This is a genomic window from Bacillus sp. Nf3 (genome assembly GCF_003028545.1).
In the GTDB taxonomy this organism is placed as follows: Bacteria; Bacillota; Bacilli; order Bacillales; family Bacillaceae; genus Bacillus; species Bacillus safensis.
This window is the reverse complement of record NZ_PYUA01000003.1, coordinates 256,486-276,539: the sequence shown is the minus strand read 5'-3', so window position 1 is coordinate 276,539 and position 20,054 is coordinate 256,486. Positions and strand designations below refer to the sequence as shown.

Here is a 20,054-nt window from a genome sequence, read left to right as displayed (position 1 = left end):
GTTTGTTTTCCTGTGATGCCATCATTCATAAAAACTAGCTTTTAATTTGCTTCACCGATAATTTCTACTTCTGTATGCATATCTACATTGTAGTCATCTTTAATTTTCTTTTGGATGTATTGAATTAAGTCCAGCACGTCTTGAGCAGTAGCGCCACCAGCGTTCACAATAAAGTTGCCATGCATATCAGAGATTCTTGCTCCGCCAATTTGGTACCCTTTTAAATTCGCTTTTTCTACAAGCTGTCCTGCATATTCAGGCAGCGGATTTCGAAAAATACTTCCTGCACATGGTCGATTGTAAGGCTGTGTTTCCTTACGATAGTCTTTATTTTGCTGCATTTTCTTTGTGATTTTCTCTCGATCATCCTGTTTGAGCTTAAACACGGCCTCGAGAACAATACCTGGTCGTTCCTTTTGAAGGACAGATGTTCTATAGCTAAAGTTCATCTGCTCATTTGTTAGCCACTCGATACTTCCATCTTCAAATAAGATTCTCGCTTTCACAAGGATCTTACTGATATCAGATCCGTGCGCACCTGCGTTCATATAAACAGCGCCGCCAATAGATCCTGGAATACCAGCTGCAAACTCCAGCCCTGAAAGACCCTGCTTACTAAGAGACGTTGCAAGCCTTACAACAGAATAGCCCCCGCCAACTGTAATTTCTTCATCATTTATAGTTAAATGATCAAGTCCAGCGCCTAACTTCAGGACAACGCCACGTATTCCTTTATCAAGTACGAGTAAATTCGATCCTCTCCCAATAACCGTCCAGTCCGCGTGGTGTTTTTTTATCTGATCCATGATCGTTTTAACTGCATCGATATCTTTAGGAACGATCAATAGATCTGCCGGCCCACCTATTTTCATCGTCGTATGATTTGCAAGCGGCTCATTTTCAAGCACTTTACCGACTTGCGCTTCTAATAATTCATTCTTCAAGTTCTCCATATTACCCTCCGCCTTACCTAATATCATTCCATCATGTAGTCGTAATTTCTTTTAATACATTATATAAACGTCCAGCCGCATCCGGTACTCCAAGTTCTTTTGTTAAGCGGCTCATTTCGTTTAACTTTTCTTCATTACCAGCAATTTCATCAATGGCATGAAGAAGGCTCTCTCCAGAAAGCTCTGATTCTCTTAAAACGATTGCAGCGTCATGCTTTTCTAGTGATCTTGCATTAATTTCCTGGTGATTTGCTGTCACGTATGGGCTTGGAATAAAAATAGTTGGGATTCCAAGGGCTGTTACTTCAGCAATCGTTGTGGCACCCGCTCTTGCAACAATCACATCAATTGATTTCAAGTACTCCGGCATTTGATGCAAGAAAGGCTTTGTGATCATATTAGGTGCTGCATCTTTTTCCTTTAGTTCGTTCAGCACTTTTTCATAATGAACCTCACCTGTGATATATAAAAGCTGATAGTTCTTAGCCTTTAATTCATCTTGCATGTCAATGACTGCTCTATTAATCGGTGCAGCACCACGGCTCCCGCCAAAAATAAGAACTGTTTTTTTCTTTTCATCCAGCCCAAACTCTTTAAGAGATTTCCCCTCTTTTATAGAGACGACTTCAGAGGCTCTAGGGTTTCCCGTAAATACAACCTTTTCAGAAGGAAAATGTGCCTTTGCTTCTTCAAAGCAGATGGCTACCTTATCAACATATCTCGCCAGAAACTTATTTGTGATTCCAGGCAGACTGTTCTGTTCGTGAATAATAGTCGGGATTTTCAGCTTAGAAGCTGCATAAACAACTGGACCGCACACATAACCACCTGTTCCAATGACCGCATCTGGCTTGAATTCTTTTAAGTAAGATTTGCTTTTTTGAACGCCCTTTAGAAATCTCATCACCGTTTTTACGTTATCAAAGGAAAGCTTTCTTTTAAAACCTGAAATTTCTATGGACTTGAAAGGGATATTTTCTCTTTCTACAATTTTCTTTTCAAGTCCATTTTCAGTACCAATATATAAAAATTCTACATTAGGATGCAGTCTTTTCACTTCTTTAATAAAAGCTAAGGCCGGATAAATATGTCCGCCTGTTCCGCCTCCACTGATTACTATACGCATTATACCATTTCCCCTCAATTTTTTTCTGCTCTGAACAAAGTATAAACCCTGTTTTAAACAACAGGGCTCCGTTAAAACCTGTAAAGAAGAGTCAAAAAACATGCTTTCAATACTAAAGCTGTCTTTTTCACTCTTCAAATCATTTTTTTGTACTTTTGCAAAATAAATATCATCATGGTTTCATGAACTAGCAGCACATTAATATCTAGCGTATCTGCTTACATTCAAAAGTACGCCAATTGCCATCAGCATTAATGTCAGTGATGAGCCTCCATAACTTAGGAATGGGAGCGTGATACCTGTCACAGGGATGAGTCCAGTAACAACTGCGATATTTATCATCACTTGAATGGCAACCATTGAAATAATGCCAACTGCTAGGAAACTTCCGTATAAGTCTGGGGCTCCAAGTGCTATTCGTATGCCTCTCCATAATAGAACACTAAAGAGCAGCAAAATGAGTGATCCTCCTATAAAGCCAAGCTCTTCAGACAATATCGCAAAGATGAAGTCTGTTTGAGGCTCAGGTAAATAAAAGAATTTCTGTCTACTTTGACCGAGACCCATTCCGAACAGACCGCCTGGACCAACAGCGTATAAGGATTGAATAATTTGAAACCCACTGCCTAGTGGATCTTCCCAAGGATTTAAGTACGATGTAATTCGTTTTATGCGGTAGGGCGCTGATAAGACGAGTGCAGCAAATCCGCTGAGCCCTAAAAGACCGAGAAATATAAAGTGAGCAATTCTCGCACCTGAAACAAATATCATAATAATACAGGTTCCAACCATTACCGTCCCTGTTCCCAAATCTGGCTGCAGCATTATGATTGCAAATGCAGAAAACACAATGCCTAATGCTGGTGCGAAACCTTTACGAAAGGATGTGATATTTTTTTGTTTTTCAGATAAGAATTTTGCAAGAAACGCAATCATCGCAAGCTTCATAAATTCAGAGGGCTGAATACTAAACGCACCGACACCGATCCAGCTTCTTGATCCATTTCTCTCCATACCGATACCAGGAATAAGTACAAGCAGCAAAAGGAGAAAACAAACAGCAATCAATATCTTTGACCAAGTCCGCCACGTCCAATAATCGACTCGCATAATGAAAAACATCGCGATAACTCCGATTCCGGCAAACAAAAGCTGTCTTTTTGCAAAATAAAACGAATCATCAAATTTATACGATGCCCACACAGCACTAGCGCTGTACACCATAATTAAACCAATCGTCAATAAAAGTAACGTAATGACAACAAGCAAAAAGTCCGGAGAAGTTTTCTTATTCGTCAAGAGACCGACACCCCAAGCATAATTTCATTTGGGCTGTCAGTCATATGAGAGACAAGCCCTTATTTAAGCATATGCACGGCGTTTACAAACATGTCTCCACGTTCTTCAAATGTTTTATGTTGATCCCAGCTTGCACAAGCCGGGGATAATAAAATCACGTCTTCTTCTTCAGAAATGTTAAACGCCGCAGGTACTGCTTGTTCAACATTATCGACATGTTTCACGTGATGTATTCCCAGTTCTTCACCAAGCTTCACAAACTTAGGTGCCGTCTCACCAAATGTGATAATTCCTTTTACATTTTTCATAAAAGGCTTCAATTCATCAAATTCATTACCGCGATCAAGCCCGCCGGCTAGTAAAATGGTCGGCCGCTTAAAAGCTGACAATGCTTTACTTGTTGCCAGTATATTGGTGGCTTTACTATCGTTATAAAATTTTCTACTTTGAATTGTATCTACAAACTGGAGACGATGCTTCACTCCACTAAATGTCGTGAGAACGTGTGCGATTGCTTCATTTGAACAGCCTGTATTTTTCACGACACAAATAGCTGCCAAAATATTTTCTTGGTTATGCTCACCAGGAAGAACAACATCCTTTAAATCAATGATATGTTCATTCATGTAGTAAATCGCACCATGTTTAATATACGCACCATGTTCCACTTGCTCTTTTACCGAGAAAAACACTTTTTTTGCTTTTGAAGCTTCAGCCAGTTTTACGACTGATGGATCATCGAAATTAATGACAGCTATGTCATCTTCAAGTTGATGTGCGTATACTTTCTGCTTTGCTTTTTCATATTCATCACGAGTGTGGTGATAGTCTAAATGTGCATCAAAAATATTTAATATTAAGCTGATTTTAGGTCTAAAATCAACTGTTCCCATTAACTGAAAAGAAGACAGTTCAGTTACAATCCACTCATCGCCAGCTGCCTTTGCAGCGACTTCGCTGGCAACTGTGCCAATATTACCTGCCACTAAAGTTTTTTGACTATCGTGTTTCAGCATTTCATAAATCAAAGTCGTGGTAGTGGTTTTTCCATTTGATCCAGTAATCCCTATAAAAGGAGCTGAGGTTAAATGATAAGCTAATTCAATTTCCGTCCAAACTGGAATTTGGCGGCGAATCGCCTCTTGAACCATCACATTTTCATATGGAATTCCTGGATTTTTAATTAAAATCGTGATTTCATTATCATCGAACATACGAAGAGGATGGCTGCCACAAATGACATCAATCCCCTTTTCAGAAAGAAGCTGAGCAGGTTCATTTTCTTCAAACGGCTTTTGGTCATTTACTATGACATTTACTCCATGCTCATGAAGAATTGAAGCTGCCGCATATCCGCTTTTTGCAAGACCTAATACTAGTACATGTTCGTTTTTTAACATTTGCATCTTATTCAATTATAACCACACCTCGATGTAAATTCCTAAAACAGCAAGTAATAAACCAGCTGTCCAGAAGGTGACAACTACTCTCCACTCAGACCAGCCAACTAACTCATAGTGGTGGTGAAGCGGACTCATCTTAAAGATTCTTTTTCCAGTTGTTTTAAAGGAGATCACTTGAAGAATAACGGATAACGTTTCGACAACAAATACTCCTCCAATAATGACAAGTAAAATTTCAAGCTTTGTTAAAATGGCAATCGCTACAATCGCTCCGCCTAAAGCAAGCGACCCTGTATCACCCATAAATACTTTTGCAGGATGCGCGTTAAACACAAGAAACCCAAGAACGGCTCCAGCAACAGCTACTGAAAAGATCGCTACATCGTACTGTGATTGATTCCAAGCCAGTATAGCAAAGGCTCCAAAGGCAATAGCAGCGGTTCCAGATAATAGACCATCCAGTCCATCCGTTAAGTTCACAGCATTTGAACCTCCGACAAGCATGAAAACAACAAGAATAAAGTAAGCCCATCCTAAATCGAAGATGACATCTGTTCCTGGAATGCGAATCGTCGTTGCAAACTGATAATAATGGAAGACTGCATAAAAAATCACTGCGATCACAATTTGACCGATTAATTTCTGTTTCGATGTTAAACCTAGGTTTCGTTTCATCGCTACTTTAATATAATCATCTAAAAATCCTAATAGACCGTAGCCAAGCGTGACAAATAACAGTAAAAACATTTCTGGACTAATCTCAGAAAATTTGTTGATCATCACAATCGTCGTAATTGTGATAGAGAAGATAATCATAATTCCGCCCATTGTCGGAGTACCTGATTTCTTTTGGTGAGACTGTGGTCCTTCTTCTCTAATACTTTGACCAAATTTAAGTCTTCTTAAAAACGGAATAAAAATCGGGGATAAAAGAACACTGATTAAAAATCCCATTATGATTGTAAACAATATCACCTGTTCAAGCATCGTTCTTTACTCCTTCCGAATTTCCAAAGCCGTTTTCCATCAGAAAATTGCATTCATTATTAAGGTATTCATTCGTGTTCTTCGTATGTTGTTTTTGTACAAAATGCTTCATTTCATTACACTCTTTTCATCATTTTAAGATTTGTTTAGATCTAAAATAGCGTCCATAGCAACCTTTGCATCATCAAAATCGTAAACTTGATCGCCAACGATTTGATATGTCTCATGACCTTTACCCGCTATTAAGACTGTATCGCCCTTTTTCGCATTGGCAATTGCAAAAAAGATGGCTTGTTTGCGATTCACAAAGCTATGATAATATGCGTCTGGCACACCATTTTCCATATCCTTTAAGATAGCTGAAGGATCTTCGCTTCTTGGGTTGTCTGATGTAAATACAGGCTCATCTGCATACTTCACAGCGATTTGGGCCATTTGAGGACGCTTTGTTTTATCACGGTCGCCGCCGCAGCCTATCACACAGAAAATTTTGCCGTCTGTTAATTCTCTACACGTTGTCAGGACATTTTCTAAACTGTCAGGTGTATGGGCGTAATCGACGATCACAGGGAAATCTTGATCACAGTTCACAAGTTCAAATCGGCCTTTGACTCCCTCCAGCTCTTCAATAGCACTTACAATCGTTTCAAATGTCAAACCAGATACGATCCCTACTGATACAGCTGCTAGGATGTTGTACACATTAAACTTACCGATAAGGGCAACTGTCACATTTTTTGTGCCAATTGGAGTGATTAAATCAAATTGAGTTCCCTTCGGCTTGATTTGAATATTCTTTGCCATGACATCTGCTTTTTGCTCTAAGCCATATGTCATGACTTCAGCAGCTGTCACTTTTTCATAGTAACTCGAAGCATCATCATCCGCATTTAAAATCGCATGCTTTGGCTTATCGTGATGAAAGGCACTGCCAAGCTGTGAAAACAGCAAGCTTTTCGCATGTTTATATTCTTCCATTGTGTTGTGATAGTCAAGATGGTCCTGCGAAAGGTTTGTGAAAACGGCAATATCATAATCACATCCATGTACCCTGCCAAGATGCAGTGCATGTGATGATACTTCCATAATGGCTGTGTCTACATCTTGATCAAGCATCTGTTTAAAGGTCTTCTGAAGTGTGACACTTTCAGGTGTCGTGTTTTTCACATCGAGAATGTCATCATTCACCTTCATATACATCGTACCGATTAAGCCTGTTTTCTTTTCGGCTTTTCTCATCATTTGTTCAATCATGTGTGTTGTGGAAGTTTTTCCGTTTGTTCCTGTGATCCCGATGAGATTCAGCTTATGAGTTGGCTGTTCGTAAAACGCATCAGCTATTCTTGCAAGAGCTCTTTGAGAGTGTTTCACAATAATGACTGGTACATCTGTTATGTTAAGAGGGTATTCTGCTACAATTGCTGCAGCCCCGCTCTTCACCGCTTTTTCAGCATAATCGTGTCCATCTACTGTATAACCTTTTATACAGACAAAAAGGCTTCCTTTTTTCACCTCTCTAGAATCCATTTCGATGGAAGTGATATCAGGATTTTCGTTTATTAATTCGTTGTTTTCACTTTTAAAGTATGTAAGGAGTTCTTGTAATTTCATTTCATATCAAACCTCTCAAATTCGTTCACGTGCATGTCTTGCGAAAAAAACACACAGTCTATATTTTATCGTAAAAAAAAGGATACATCCAGCGTATTCCTTAAGTTTCTCTTGGAAAAAACACACTTTAGGTTCTTTTTTTCAAACAGACCTTCTCTTTCAACAAAAAGAGGCAGCCGAATGAGTGCGGCTACCCTCTGTTCATTCTTTATTATTCATCGTTTAAGTATAATCTGATGGTGGAGCCTTCTTTGACCTTCGTCCCAGCAGCAGGTGATTGCTTCACCACTTTACTGCCAGTTCCAGAAGCATCGATCCTAAGGTTAATCAAAAGTGATTCAAGATCTGAAACAGATCCCCCTACAAGATTCGGTACCTCAATGGTTTTTGTGTCCAGCCACTGGTACTTCTTTTCAATTTGTCCTTTTCTTTTTTTCACACCCATTTCAGGCAGGCTGTCCCGCATAATATGACCCACAATTGGTGCAGCAACTGTCCCGCCAAATTGAATGGTGCCTTTCGGGTTATCTACAGCCACATATACAACGATACTTGGATCATCAGCAGGCGCAAACCCGATAAACGACACAATGTGGTTATTTTCCATGTACTTGCCGTCTTTTACCTTCTGTGCTGTCCCTGTTTTTCCGCCAACACGATATCCTTCAACAAATGCATTGCGGCCAGTCCCTTGAGCGACTACACTTTCAAGCGCATATCTGATTTCTTTTGATGTTTCTGCTGAAATCACTTTCTTTTTGGCAATCGGTGATTGCTTTTTCACAACCTCTTTTGTGATTGGATCTATCCATTCTTTTGCAATGTACGGCGTGTAAAGTGTTCCGCCATTTACCGCTGCGGCTACGGCAGCTACTTGCTGTATCGGCGTAACAGATACACCTTGACCAAAGGCAGTTGTCGCCTGCTCTACAGGACCAACCCGGTCCAGCGGGAACAAAATGCCTCGCCCTTCCCCTTGAAGATCAATTCCTGTTTTTTGGCCAAACCCAAAATTTTTAATATAGGAAAATAATTTATCCTTTCCTAGACGGTCGCCTAGTTCAACAAAGCCAGGGTTACATGAGTTTTGAACCACTTCTAAAAATGACTGTGATCCGTGCCCGCCTTTTTTCCAGCACCTAAGCCTTGCACCATCTACTGTTACAGATCCGCTGTCAAAAAAATGATCGCGTTTTAAATTGACTTTTTTCTCTTCTAGTGCTGCTGCAAGTGTAATTATTTTAAACGTCGAACCTGGCTCATATGTGCTCCACACCGGTAGATTTCGGTTAAACACTTTCGAGTCAACTGATTGATAATCCGCTGGATCAAAATCCGGTCTGCTCGACATCCCCAGCACTTCACCGTTCTTCGGATTCATCGCAATTGCAATCATGCCGTCTGGGTTATATTTTGCCTGCGCGTTGTCTAATTCCCGTTCTATGATGGTTTGTACTTTCGCATCGACAGTTAACTTCATATCAAGGCCATCTTTAGGCGGTGTATAATCATCTGCTTCATCTGGCATTTTCTGCCCTTTTGCATCGGAATAGAACTTTACAGAGCCTTTTTCACCTTTCAGGTCATCATCATAATAGGCTTCCAGTCCAAGTAACCCTTGATTATCAATTCCAGCGAAGCCAAGCACATGAGAAAGAAAACTGCCGAACGGATAGTGTCTGATGCTGTCTTCCGCAACATAAACTCCATCTAAATCAAGCTCTCTGACTTCTTTTGCTTTTTCATGAGATACTTTTCTTCCCTCTGGAGAAATTCGTTCGATCGATGTTTTCTTTGTGACGTGCTTGTACGCTTTCTCCTCAGACATATTCAGTACTGCCGCCAGTTTCTTGCTTGTTTCTGCGGGATCTTTAATTTGACGCGGAACGACCAATATAGATGGGGCACTTTTGTTCGTCGCAAGCTCTACCCCATTTCGGTCCAAAATATCTCCCCTTTCTGGTTCGAACGGGAGGTTACGGCTCCATGAATCTTTTGCTAAACTTGTGAGCTTCTCACCCATAATAAACTGTACATATCCTAATCTAGTATCTATGATGAAAAAAATGATCACCCCAATCAGCAGCACGAAAAGCAATCGTTTTCTCACTGTTACACTTGATACTCGCACGCCCGGTTCACTCCTTACATACATATGGCTTGTTTCCATCATATGCAGGCCCGTCCTTATGTAGAACGTCCCGTCTATCCCGCTCGGCAAAAGAAAAAACCTAGCAAGTCGTTTGCTAGGTTTTGCAATTAATTCGGGCTTTTAAATGTCACTGTGACGACTTTATCTGAAATCTCCGCTCCACTTTTAACACTTTGTTTGACAGCATATCCTTGTCCCTTTGTTTCAATATGCACACCAGAAATGGATGCATATTGAAGGACTTCTCTTCTCGACCAGCCTGTCATATCAGGCATTTTGATGGTTTTCCCTGCTGTTTTCAAGAAAACTTTCTGACTTTCAGAGAATTCAGAGCCTGCACTTGGCCACTGTCGTTTAATGGAGAGGCCGTCGCCGATGACAACAGGCGTTAAGTTTTTGTTTTTGGCTTCTGTTTCCGCCTGCTTCACTTCTAAATCTAAGAGTGAAGGCATTGTTTCTTGCTTCACTTTTTGTTCGCCTGATTTTTTATCGTCTGTTTTTGTTGGTGCAATATTTAAATATAGCAGACTATTTTTCATCACTGGGTTAAAGATTTGTGCAACTGGGGCAGAGCCAGTTTCTGTGTCTGACAGCTGCGGCTGCTGTACAGCTACATAAACGAGCAGCTTTGGATCATCTTTTGGCGCCATTCCCATAAATGAAAAGACGTAATCGTTTCTTCCTTGGAGGTAACCGCCGGCACCGCCGATTTGTCCTGTTCCTGTTTTTCCAGCAACGTCAAAGCCTTTGATTTGGTAAGGCTGACCTGTTCCAATCTTCGAGGAAACAACCTCACCTAAAATGTCACGTACTTGCTTTGCTGTATCTGAGGAAATTGGTTTTCCAGCTACTGTTGGTTCGTGCTGTAAAATCGTTTTGTTTGTGTTCGGGTCTGTAATATGATCAATGACATATGGCTTCATCATCGTTCCACCGTTTGCTATCGCTGTCGCTGCTTCGATTTGTTGAATCGGTGTAATGGCAGACGCTTGACCGTAAGCTGTCGATGCTTTGTCATATTCGTATCTGTAATTGATTTTACTAGACGCTTCGTTCGGCAAGTCAATACCTGTTTTGTCATAGAAATGGAACTTCTGCAAATATTGTTCGTAGCGCGTGAAGCCTAATTTTTCTTTTGCCAGCTTTGCAAAGGCTACGTTTGACGAACGGAGAACACCTTCATGAAATTCAATTTTCCCCCAGCCATTTCCGTTGTTGTGGTCTCTTACAAGGCCGCCGCCTACTTTATAAGTACCAGATTGATATTTATCATTGCCTTGGTAGACCCCTTCTTGGATTGCCGCAGCAAGTGTAAAGATTTTCATCGTTGAACCTGGTTCAAACGCATATGAAATGACATCATTGTTATAATTCGTAATGTCTAATTCATTTAAATTAAAGCTTGGCCGCTGTCCCATCGCGAGCACCTTTCCCGTTTTTGGGTCAACGACTGTAGCAATGATTTTCTTCGGTTTATATTTTTTAGCAACCTGCGTCATACTTTCTTCAAGGAACGCTTGAATTTTTTGATCGATGGTCAGCGTGACATTTTTTCCATCCTTCGGAGCGACAATGTCTTCTTTACTATTTGGAAGAGCCCATCCACTTCTGTCACTGTTATATGTCACATAGCCGTCTTTTTCTTTTAAAAATTTGTTCAGCGCCTTCTCAAGTCCCATCGCGCCTGACATGTCCTTTGTCGCCTCATCTAATCTTGCATAACCGATCAGATTTGAAGCAAACATGCCGTTTGGATAATATCGCTTCGTGTCTTTTTCAAATGCGATCCCTGGAAGCTTTAGCTTTTCAATTTTTTCCTTTGTTGAAAAACTGATGTCTTTCCCAGCTTTACCAAACTCAACTTGGAACGCATCTTTTGTATTCAGACGCTTTAAAATTTCGCTTTCGCTCATATCAATTACTTTTGACAGCTCTTTTGCTGTCTTTTCTTTGTCAACGACATGCATTGGGTGCTTTGGATCGACCGTCATTTTCTTGCTCATGATCGCAATCAGCTTATAGACAGATGTATCCTCGGCAATCACATTCCCATTTCGGTCTAAAATAGATCCTCTTTTGGCTTCAAGTGTTTTCTTCGATTGATATTGTTCATTTGCCTTTGCGGCTAACACTTGACCATCGACCGTTCCTGTAATCTGAATATAAATAAAACGTGCAAGGATGATAAAGAAAAACAGGGCGAAGCAAATACTCGCAATTGCCGCGCCTCTGTTCATCATTTTATTCTTTTTAGGCATCGCCATCTTAATCGACCTTCTTAACATCTTTCGAAATGCTTAAGCCTGCTTTTTTCGCAGCTTCGATGATTCTTTCTGGTTCGCTCAGCAAGTCTTTTTCCTTTTGAAGCTCAGTGATCTTCTTCGATTCTAAAGATACTTGCTGCTCTAATTTCTGCACCTCGATATTGGCGTGATAGACAGCAAAGGCTTTAGAAATGATGAGAATGGAGCTGCACATAAGAGCCATGACAAACATGACAAGTAAGATTTTTTCACCAAGTGTGATAGAACCTCTTCTTTTAATAACAACCGATTGGCCTTGCTGCTCTGTTTGATATTGCTTTACTTCTCTTTGGTAAGCCAAATTACTCATAAGAAACCTCCTTTTTATCATCATCTATGGTGTCGTTTTACTTTTTTTCTGCAATTCGGAGCTTCGCTGAACGGGCACGGTTGTTATGTTCCAGCTCTTGTTCTGATGCAACGATTGGTTTTCTCGTGATCAGCTTTAGCTTTGGTTCAAGTCCTTCTGGAATCACTGGTAGTCCGTGCGGAAGTTCTGGAAGAGAAGACATTTCTTTAAATGTACTTTTACAAATCCGGTCTTCAAGTGAATGGAATGTAATGACAGAAATTCTCCCCTTCGGATTGAGTAACTCTATTGCTTGTTCTAGTGCTTCTTCAAAAACTTTCAATTCATCATTTACGGCAATTCGGATCGCTTGAAACACTCTTTTTGCTGGATGTCCGCCAGTTCGTCTTGCAGGTGCGGGAATTCCTTCTTTGATAATGTCGACAAGCTCACCTGTTGTTTCAATTGGCGCTTTTTTTCTAGCTTCTTCAATTTTGCGTGCGATTTGCTTGCTGAATTTTTCTTCCCCATATTTGTAGAAAATCCGAACTAGATCTTCAAATGGCCATTCATTCACCACTTGCTTTGCCGACAATGCGGCTGTTTGATCCATTCGCATGTCAAGAGGTGCATCATGGTGATAACTAAAGCCTCTCTCTGGTGTGTCGAGCTGAGGAGATGAAACCCCAAGATCAAAAATCACACCGTCTACGCTTGTAATGCCTTGTTCATTCAGACGTTCTTTTAAATATCGGAAGTTGCTTTTTATGAAAAGAATGTTCGCTTTAGAGTCCGCGAGCTTCTCTCGTGCATGATCCAGTGCAGCATCGTCTTGGTCAAATCCAATCAATGTACCTTTTTCTGATAGTTGAGATAGTAAATATGAGCTATGACCTGCTCCGCCCAGCGTGCAGTCTACATATGTACCGTCTTCTTTGACGTTTAAACCGTCAACTGTTTCTTTTAATAATACTGTCTCATGTTGAAACATGATGTTATGGTCCCACCTTTTTCAAATAGAAATGAATGTGTAGAAAGCTTGCTGCACAAGGGATTATTATATATCAAACCCAATCATGTTTTCAGCAATTTCAGCAAAAGAATCTTCTTGCTCTTCTGTATATTGTTCCCAGATCGACTTACTCCACAACTCAATTCGATTTGAAACGCCGATGACCACACATTCTTTTTCGAGTTTTGCATATTGGAGTAGGTTTGATGCGATGTTAATGCGCCCCTGCTTGTCCAGATCGCATTCTACTGCGCCGGAGAAGAAGAACCGGGTAAACGCACGTGCATCTTTTTTCGTTAGCGGCAGTGCTTTGAGTTTCTCTTCAATTAGTTTCCACTCACTCATAGGGTAGCCAAATAAACATTGATCAAGCCCTCTCGTCAGCACAAACTGTTCTCCGAGACCGTCTCTAAATTTAGCAGGGATGATCATGCGCCCTTTTGTATCAATCGTATGTTGGTATTCACCCATGAACATGATAATCAGAGCCCCACTTTCTCACCCTTACTCTCCACTATCCACCACTTCTCTCCACAAAACTTATTTTACACTGTTTCTACATAAAAAAAAACCCTGAACTAGTCAGGGTTCATTAAAACTTTATTTCAAAGTTTGACAATTTGTTGCTTGTTTTGAAATGAAAATGGCAGATTTTTGAACGTTTTGAAGAATTCTGGACCGTATTTGTTTAAAAAGTACATGATATTCCAAATTCTTTCTTGCGGGGCATCTAGTGGTTTTAAGCTGTTTTCAATCCGTTCAAAATCTCGAAGGATATATCCTTCCTTCTCTTCCACACGCTGCGCCACCTTTTGATAAACAAATTGAAGCTGTTCTTCGATAAATTTGGCATTTTTATCTAGCAGCTGCTCGAAGTTTGGTTCAACCTCCAGTGCTTCTTGCCTCAATACACCGTGAACATTCGCTAATTCACGTTTCGCATGATCAACGGCTTGAACAAAGCTGTCTGGAAGGCTTTGTTCAAAGTGAGCCTCTTTCTTTTCTTTTACTCCGCTTGTGAGCACTTCTTCTACAGAAAGTTCTCTGACCGGGAGCTTCTTATCGATATGCCTTTCAAGAATGGTCACATGCAGTCTTGGAAGAACAGGTGCCATCTTTAATTTAAAATGCTCAAAGATTCCTTTCAGCTCTCCCCAATAGTTGACTTCACCGTGTCCTGCCATAAAAGCAAGTGTCGGGAGAAGGGTTTCCTGCATTAAGGGACGCGTCACCACATTGTTGCTGAACCGTTCTGGGTGCTCCTCAATTTCCTGCAAAAGCTCTTCTTTTGTCCATGTAAGCCCCACTTCTGATATAGAAAACTGGCCGTTTTCTTTTTCAATAAGGAAACGCTCCTCATCATATTCGTAAAACAGGTTCGCCTGATTGTCACCAGCTTCAATGATCGGCTGATATCCCGCTCGTTTCATGGCAGCCTGCGTTTCATTCAAACGAGCTGTGACCGCATCATTTGTCTCGACAATGTGCTTGAACAACGTACGTTCAAGTGGTTTAACGCCTAAGTCTCCTGAATTAAATAGAAGAAGTCCATCTTCTTCAAAAAGGTCGCATACAATCCATTCAAAGAAATCCGTAAACGTTTGTGATTTGCGTAAACATCGAAGAAGCTGATCAAGCAAGTCATTTGTATATGCAGATTCCTCATACGTTGAAAACACGTCACGTAGCCATTTCTCTGTTTTTTCTTGATGCAGCGGTGTTCTTTTTGCAGCAGTTTTTTTAACGTTATGTAATGGCAGCTTTTGCTTGACTGGACCTTTTTCGCCAGATGTGTAGACAAAATTAATTTCATCTACGTCATGATCCTCACCTGCTACCCAAAAGACTGGAATCACAGGAACGCCAAGCGCTGATTCTTTTTCTTTTGCGAACTGAATAATGGATATGATTTTATGTATGGTATAAAGCGGTCCTGAAAGTAGGCCTGCCTGCTGCCCTCCAACCACCATGACACTCCGCTTGTCACGGATCTTTTCAATGTTCTGACGCATCGCTGCCGATTCAAACTTTGCGTGGTATGCGCTCATATAATCTGCTAAAGCCTCGCGCGGGAAGCTCATTTCCATGAGATCGTCATATCTCTTTTTCCATGTGTGCTCAGAATGTATATCATAATCAAAAAAAGCAGTCATCTCTTTTTTTTCTTCTATATAATCACGTATGAATAAATTCTGACTTCGGATGGAAAGTTCAGTCAATTGCATGTTTAGAACTTCCTTTCTTCAATAAATAGTTAGTTTCCCGAAAAAGTATAGCATGTAAATGAGCTCACTCAAAAGATTTTGTTTGCTTTTTTTCCAATACTTCCAAGCTTCGATTGAAGAAAGTAAGATGTGGCGCCAGAATCTCTTGAGCTTGAGCCTTTTTTAAAAGATAGCCAACGATGGCTTTTCTTTCGGTTTCACGGCCTTTGACGATATCTTGAAGCATCGACGATTGATTGGCGGCCGTTATCTTACAAATTGAAACGACGTGTGACCAGAGCTGCTCTTTTTCAGCCAGATCTAAAATGGACAATGCTTCTTCAAATGCACATTTCATCATGTATTCATATGAAGGATTTGAAATCAATTCCCCATTTTTCACATGCAATAAAGCCGTGAGCGGGTTAATGCATACATTGACTAGCAGTTTTTCCTCCAGCACTTTTTTCCATTCATCCGTATAAATCATCTGAAAATGAGCCGGCGTTTCGTTTAAAGCATTTCTCACATCAGCTGCATCCTCAGGATGAAAAGCCCCCCACTTGATGACACCAATCCCTGTATGGTTTACCGCATGATCTGATACCTTCATCGCCCCGTGCTCTACGACACCTATATATATTGTATGCGCCGTTTTCCAGTTTTCTAAATCTAATAAGTGGGCCATGCCATTTTGTAAAAATAAGATTCGCTGACGAGGTAATGTCGATAGGTCATCAAGCACCTCTTGCAAATGATGATATTTCACCGTCACAATCAGCAGTTCAAATCCTCCTGTAATCCCTGCCCGTGCCTCGGCAGACGACCAGAATGTCTCTCCTTTTACCGTTCGCTTAATTCCTGATGTTTTAATCTCCTCTGCCTGTTCTTTTCTTCTTGTCAAAACAGTGATGTCATGATGCTGTGATAAATAACTTGCACAAAGCAGACCAATCGCACCGCCGCCAATGATTCCAATGTTCAACTGCCGCACTTCCCTTTTTCTGTTTACTTCATCATATCAACCATTTTAACAGTTTCATGCCGCGATGCAAAAAGCAGATGGCGCGCCGCGATTGAATTTTTTTAATTTAAAAACTATAATAATAAGTGTAAAAACTTTTTGAGGCGGATGGGATGAAAACGCCTTCAACGACATCACTGTCAACATTATGTGTGTAAGGGGGAAGATCATATGACACAAGTAAAGCGACTTCTAATCAATTACAAAACTTTAGAGGAATTTAAACAATTTAAGGAATATGGCATACAAGAACTATCCATGCTTGAAGACCTTGAAAGTAATATGATAGAAAATGACAGCAACTCTCCATTTTACGGGATTTATTTTGGAGATAAGCTGGTTGCACGTATGAGCCTTTATCAAGTGGACGGCTCGACGACAACGTATTTTGACCACAATCATGATTATTTAGAGCTGTGGAAGCTGGAAGTGCTTCCTGGGTATCAGCGTAAAGGGTACGGCGAGGCACTTGTTGAATTCGCCAAATCTTTCGGGTTGCCTATCCGAACCAATCCACGCGTCAAATCTGCCGGTTTTTGGGATAAAATGGGCTTTGAAGCAGTGAAATATGATATGGAACGCGATAAAGGTGAAAATCCACTCATCTGGGAGCCCGCCCATATTCAAAAGAATACAGGTGAATCCGCTTAATACTGATGGCAAAACGCCCCTCCTTTCTCTGTGAGGGGCGTTTTCTTATTTAGCATATTCTTTTAAGTTGATATTCTGTTTGACTCTTTCAACAATCCCAATGAGTGCCCGGTAATCTTCTTCTGTCATTTTTAATTGCCTCTTCAAATGTTCATTTTCTTCCGTGAGCGACTTTAGTTGATGCTGTGCATCCGCTAGTTCTTCGCGTAAATAAGCAGAGCCAGCAGGTTCTTTTTCAAGCTGCTCTAAAAACTGAATCACTTCTCGCAAGGTTAATTCAGCCTGATTTGAAGATGTCTTCTCTTCTATCGTTAACGTATTTTGCGGTAAACCCGAGGAATGAATTCCAATCTTTTTACGCAGTTCTTTTCGCTGTTTTTTCGCCAGCTCAATGCCTGCCTGATATTGTTTTCTGACGTATGAGTTCCATCTGAATCCACATGCTGCAGCTGTTCTTGACAATGCTTTCCCAACTTCCTCAAATGCGGAAAGCTGCGTTCCTCCATCTCGAATATGCCTTAAGACGACTTCTGCTAAAAGTAAATCTTCATCTTGTGTCCATGCATCCTGCCTTGTAATCGTCAATTGATCATCCCCCCTGAATCTGAATACCACATCATATGCGCTTACTAGAGTAGATAGACTATTTGCAGGAGAGAAACCTAAAAAATAGACAAATAAAAAAACGCAAGGGAAGATTCCCTTACGCTTTTTTATCAAGCATTAGTTGCTTTTTACGTCTTTGCCTTTGTATGTTCCGCAAGATTTGCAGACACGATGAGAAATTTTCATTTCACCGCATTCTGGGCAAGCTACCATACCAGGTACTTGTAGTTTGAAATGCGTACGACGCAATCTTTTTTTCATTTTAGAAGTTCTTCTAAAAGGTACAGCCATTATTCCCACCTCCTTAAAGAGTTAAGATTCATTATTTTCTTCTAAGAGCTTCTTCAAGCCTTCCAGACGCGGATCAATTCGGTTTTGATGTGCATCTTCCGAAATGACCGCCCAGTCATTCCCTTCCTGTGGTGCAGCACCTTTTACGTCTGTTTGGTCGCAAAAGATTTGCATCGGCACTTCAAGAAGAATTTCTTCCATGACTATAGGCGTTAAGTCGATGATATCGTCTTCTACAACAGATACGTCTTCATCTTCTATATCGTCTGTCTTATGAAGTACAAATAGTTCTTTCGTTGAAATCGCAAATGGATAATTTACATCAACAAGCGTTCTTGAACAAGGCAATGTCATTTCACCTGTGATGGTTAAATCAAATGCGACTTGCTTTGATTCGATCACTCCAGTCCCTTTCACCTCTACTGGTGAAATGCGACGTATATCTGAATGAAGGCTAGTAAGTTCATTTAAGTCAACCGTCTCATGAAAATCGAAGCTGTTTTTAGCTTTTTGATGTAACTGATAAACTGTCCATTTCAATTGTATCACCTCTAAGAGCAACAAACATGATTATAGCTTTCATCATGCTATTTGTCAATATTTTTTCTTTACAGTCCTTTGTGATGTCAGAGCGTTGTTTGACATCAGTTCACGGAATGCCTACACTGAAAAAAATGGGTTTCATTTTTCCCTTATGCTACTGTAGCATAGACCATTTAACCATAGCAAGAAAGGCGGAACATCTATTGAAAGCAACAGGAGTCGTTGTCGAGTACAATCCATTTCATTATGGACATGCCTATCATGTTCGCCAGGCGAAAACACATACCTCCTCAGATGTAGCCATTGCCGTCATGAGCGGCTCCTTCCTCCAGCGCGGAGAGCCTGCTATCGTCTCCAAATGGGCACGTACTAAAATGGCATTACAAAACGGTGTAGACATCGTATGTGAGCTTCCATACATATATGCAGTGCAAAAGGCAGAAACCTTTGCAAACGGCGCAGTATCCATTCTAGATGCTTTGAAATGCCGCTCTCTTTTTTTCGGCAGTGAGAATGGGGACATCAAAGCATTTGAGCGAACAGCTCACGCTTGGCATGAGAAAAAAGAAGAAATTGATCTTTTCACAAACGCAAAAGTCAAAGAAGGGCTTAGTTATCCCGCTGCCTCTGCCGCTGCGTTTCAAGAGGTCATTGATCCTAAACATTTACTGGATCTGTCTAAGCCTAATAACATTTTAGGTTTCCATTATGTCAAAGCCATCTTAGAGAGATCTCCTCACATGCAGCCCTTTACATCTCAAAGAATTGCATCAGGTTATCATGATCAAGAGCTTCCTGAACATCAGAAAATTGCAAGCGCAACAAGTATCCGAAAAGCCTTAAAAGGGAATGAATCATTTGAGACTGTTGCCTCTTATCTCCCGGAAGCTTCGCTTAAGCAATTACATGACTATTATTCTTCTTATGATCTTTTACATACTCAAGAAGACTATTTCAGCTTCTTAAAACATGTGTTTCACACCATGGATACAGCAGAGCTAGAAGGCATCTATGAAATTGAAGAAGGCATTGAACACCGCATGCAAAAGGCGATCACACATGCGTCCTCCTACGAGGAATATCTATCACTTTTGAAAACAAAACGATATACGTGGACAAGGCTGCAGCGGATGAATACGCACCTTTTAATGAGGGTAAAGAAAACTGTCATGCATGAACTGCTAAAGGAGAAACACACGCCATACATTCGTTTACTTGGTATGTCAAAGAAAGGACAGCAATACTTATCACTTGTCAAAAAAGAATTGGACGTACCGCTCATCAGCAAGCTGTCTTCCTTTTCACACCCTGCCCTTGATCTTGACATTCGCGCTTCCCGTGTCTTCAGCCTTCCCCTCAGCGAACCAATGCAAACAAAGCTAACAGAAGCAGAATTTAAAACCTCACCGATCCGCTATGATGAAGAGACTGGTCTCTTCCAATCTCGATAAAAAGAGCAGCCTTTGATAAAGGCTGCTCTCTGATTGTTGACAAAAGGCTAAAATGATCTTTATTTTAGTCCTTTGTCTTCTTTTCAGCGTGATAGAAAACCTTTGAAGTCTAGGAAGGGCGAGCACCGGAACGGAGCGAATTTGACATT

The 20,054-nt window shown here is 40.7% G+C and carries 18 protein-coding genes; 2 read left to right on the top strand and 16 right to left on the bottom strand.

The features are described from left to right. Positions 1–41: 41 nt before the first annotated feature. The 13 genes from murB to C9414_RS10840 all read right to left on the bottom strand — a co-directional run bounded on the left by murB (position 42) and on the right by C9414_RS10840 (position 16,333). Positions 42–953, bottom strand: coding sequence for a UDP-N-acetylmuramate dehydrogenase (gene murB, locus C9414_RS10900; RefSeq protein ID WP_047202109.1), 912 nt, complete (start codon positions 951–953; stop codon positions 42–44). Between the two features lie 31 nt (positions 954–984). Next, on the bottom strand, positions 985–2,079 hold the full coding sequence (murG, locus tag C9414_RS10895; protein ID WP_047202108.1) for an undecaprenyldiphospho-muramoylpentapeptide beta-N-acetylglucosaminyltransferase: 1,095 nt from the start codon (positions 2,077–2,079) through the stop codon (positions 985–987). 198 nt (positions 2,080–2,277) lie between these two features. Then, positions 2,278–3,378 carry a stage V sporulation protein E gene (gene spoVE / locus C9414_RS10890; RefSeq protein ID WP_024424259.1) on the bottom strand — a complete coding sequence of 367 codons (1,101 nt, stop codon included), beginning with the start codon at positions 3,376–3,378 and terminating at the stop codon, positions 2,278–2,280. 59 nt (positions 3,379–3,437) lie between these two features. Then, positions 3,438–4,784, bottom strand: a complete 1,347-nt coding sequence (murD, locus tag C9414_RS10885) for a UDP-N-acetylmuramoyl-L-alanine--D-glutamate ligase (RefSeq protein ID WP_404841313.1) — start codon at positions 4,782–4,784, stop codon at positions 3,438–3,440. 9 nt (positions 4,785–4,793) lie between these two features. Further along, positions 4,794–5,768 (bottom strand): phospho-N-acetylmuramoyl-pentapeptide-transferase, encoded by a 975-nt coding sequence (gene mraY / locus C9414_RS10880; protein WP_107163615.1) that lies wholly within the window; start codon positions 5,766–5,768, stop codon positions 4,794–4,796. Positions 5,769–5,903: 135 nt separating this feature from the next. Next, on the bottom strand, positions 5,904–7,379 hold the full coding sequence (locus C9414_RS10875; RefSeq protein ID WP_047202107.1) for a UDP-N-acetylmuramoyl-L-alanyl-D-glutamate--2,6-diaminopimelate ligase: 1,476 nt from the start codon (positions 7,377–7,379) through the stop codon (positions 5,904–5,906). Between the two features lie 211 nt (positions 7,380–7,590). Further along, on the bottom strand, positions 7,591–9,510 hold the full coding sequence (locus C9414_RS10870; RefSeq protein ID WP_047202106.1) for a stage V sporulation protein D: 1,920 nt from the start codon (positions 9,508–9,510) through the stop codon (positions 7,591–7,593). Positions 9,511–9,638: 128 nt separating this feature from the next. Continuing rightward, complete coding sequence (locus C9414_RS10865) at positions 9,639–11,789, bottom strand: penicillin-binding protein (RefSeq protein WP_047202229.1); 2,151 nt, start codon at positions 11,787–11,789, stop codon at positions 9,639–9,641. Positions 11,790–11,796: 7 nt separating this feature from the next. After that, positions 11,797–12,144, bottom strand: coding sequence for a cell division protein FtsL (gene ftsL / locus C9414_RS10860; protein WP_039178324.1), 348 nt, complete (start codon positions 12,142–12,144; stop codon positions 11,797–11,799). Positions 12,145–12,181: 37 nt separating this feature from the next. Then, entirely contained in the window at positions 12,182–13,114 is a 933-nt protein-coding gene (rsmH, locus tag C9414_RS10855) for a 16S rRNA (cytosine(1402)-N(4))-methyltransferase RsmH (protein ID WP_024426925.1), read from the bottom strand. Positions 13,115–13,180: 66 nt separating this feature from the next. Continuing rightward, a complete protein-coding gene (mraZ, locus tag C9414_RS10850) occupies positions 13,181–13,612 on the bottom strand; it encodes a division/cell wall cluster transcriptional repressor MraZ (protein WP_003211163.1) in 432 nt (143 codons plus the stop codon). A gap of 128 nt (positions 13,613–13,740) precedes the next feature. Then, a complete protein-coding gene (bshC, locus tag C9414_RS10845; RefSeq protein ID WP_107163614.1) occupies positions 13,741–15,360 on the bottom strand; it encodes a bacillithiol biosynthesis cysteine-adding enzyme BshC in 1,620 nt (539 codons plus the stop codon). Positions 15,361–15,424: 64 nt separating this feature from the next. Next, positions 15,425–16,333 (bottom strand): 2-dehydropantoate 2-reductase, encoded by a 909-nt coding sequence (locus C9414_RS10840; RefSeq protein WP_258182622.1) that lies wholly within the window; start codon positions 16,331–16,333, stop codon positions 15,425–15,427. Between the two features lie 201 nt (positions 16,334–16,534). On the opposite strand from C9414_RS10840, the gene C9414_RS10835 reads away from it, so the two are divergent. Then, the gene (locus C9414_RS10835) at positions 16,535–17,014 is read left to right on the top strand and encodes an N-acetyltransferase (protein WP_047202103.1); all 480 of its coding nucleotides are present in this window, start codon (positions 16,535–16,537) and stop codon (positions 17,012–17,014) included. Positions 17,015–17,059: 45 nt separating this feature from the next. Here C9414_RS10835 and gerR read toward each other — a convergent pair whose 3' ends face one another. The 3 genes from gerR to C9414_RS10820 all read right to left on the bottom strand — a co-directional run bounded on the left by gerR (position 17,060) and on the right by C9414_RS10820 (position 18,451). After that, on the bottom strand, positions 17,060–17,599 hold the full coding sequence (gene gerR / locus C9414_RS10830; RefSeq protein ID WP_047202102.1) for a sporulation-specific transcriptional regulator GerR: 540 nt from the start codon (positions 17,597–17,599) through the stop codon (positions 17,060–17,062). A 138-nt stretch (positions 17,600–17,737) separates the two neighbouring features. Beyond that, on the bottom strand, positions 17,738–17,911 hold the full coding sequence (gene rpmF, locus C9414_RS10825) for a 50S ribosomal protein L32 (RefSeq protein WP_008354700.1): 174 nt from the start codon (positions 17,909–17,911) through the stop codon (positions 17,738–17,740). Positions 17,912–17,932: 21 nt separating this feature from the next. Then, positions 17,933–18,451, bottom strand: a complete 519-nt coding sequence (locus C9414_RS10820) for a YceD family protein (RefSeq protein ID WP_107163612.1) — start codon at positions 18,449–18,451, stop codon at positions 17,933–17,935. Positions 18,452–18,657: 206 nt separating this feature from the next. On the opposite strand from C9414_RS10820, the gene C9414_RS10815 reads away from it, so the two are divergent. Beyond that, positions 18,658–19,905: a nucleotidyltransferase gene (locus tag C9414_RS10815; protein WP_181286135.1), complete on the top strand. Its 1,248-nt coding sequence runs from the start codon at positions 18,658–18,660 to the stop codon at positions 19,903–19,905. Positions 19,906–20,054 lie beyond the last annotated feature (149 nt).

Bases quoted from the DNA above. Each gene is read 5' to 3' on its own strand.
- murB (WP_047202109.1), bottom strand. From the start codon at position 953: ATGGAGAACTTGAAGAATGAATTATTAGAAGCGCAAGTCGGTAAAGTG.
- murG (WP_047202108.1), bottom strand. From the start codon at position 2,079: ATGCGTATAGTAATCAGTGGAGGCGGAACAGGCGGACATATTTATCCG.
- murD (WP_404841313.1), bottom strand. From the start codon at position 4,784: ATGCAAATGTTAAAAAACGAACATGTACTAGTATTAGGTCTTGCAAAA.
- mraY (WP_107163615.1), bottom strand. From the start codon at position 5,768: ATGCTTGAACAGGTGATATTGTTTACAATCATAATGGGATTTTTAATC.
- C9414_RS10875 (WP_047202107.1), bottom strand. From the start codon at position 7,379: ATGAAATTACAAGAACTCCTTACATACTTTAAAAGTGAAAACAACGAA.
- C9414_RS10865 (WP_047202229.1), bottom strand. From the start codon at position 11,789: ATGCCTAAAAAGAATAAAATGATGAACAGAGGCGCGGCAATTGCGAGT.
- ftsL (WP_039178324.1), bottom strand. From the start codon at position 12,144: ATGAGTAATTTGGCTTACCAAAGAGAAGTAAAGCAATATCAAACAGAG.
- rsmH (WP_024426925.1), bottom strand. From the start codon at position 13,114: ATGTTTCAACATGAGACAGTATTATTAAAAGAAACAGTTGACGGTTTA.
- mraZ (WP_003211163.1), bottom strand. From the start codon at position 13,612: ATGTTCATGGGTGAATACCAACATACGATTGATACAAAAGGGCGCATG.
- bshC (WP_107163614.1), bottom strand. From the start codon at position 15,360: ATGCAATTGACTGAACTTTCCATCCGAAGTCAGAATTTATTCATACGT.
- C9414_RS10835 (WP_047202103.1), top strand. From the start codon at position 16,535: ATGACACAAGTAAAGCGACTTCTAATCAATTACAAAACTTTAGAGGAA.
- rpmF (WP_008354700.1), bottom strand. From the start codon at position 17,911: ATGGCTGTACCTTTTAGAAGAACTTCTAAAATGAAAAAAAGATTGCGT.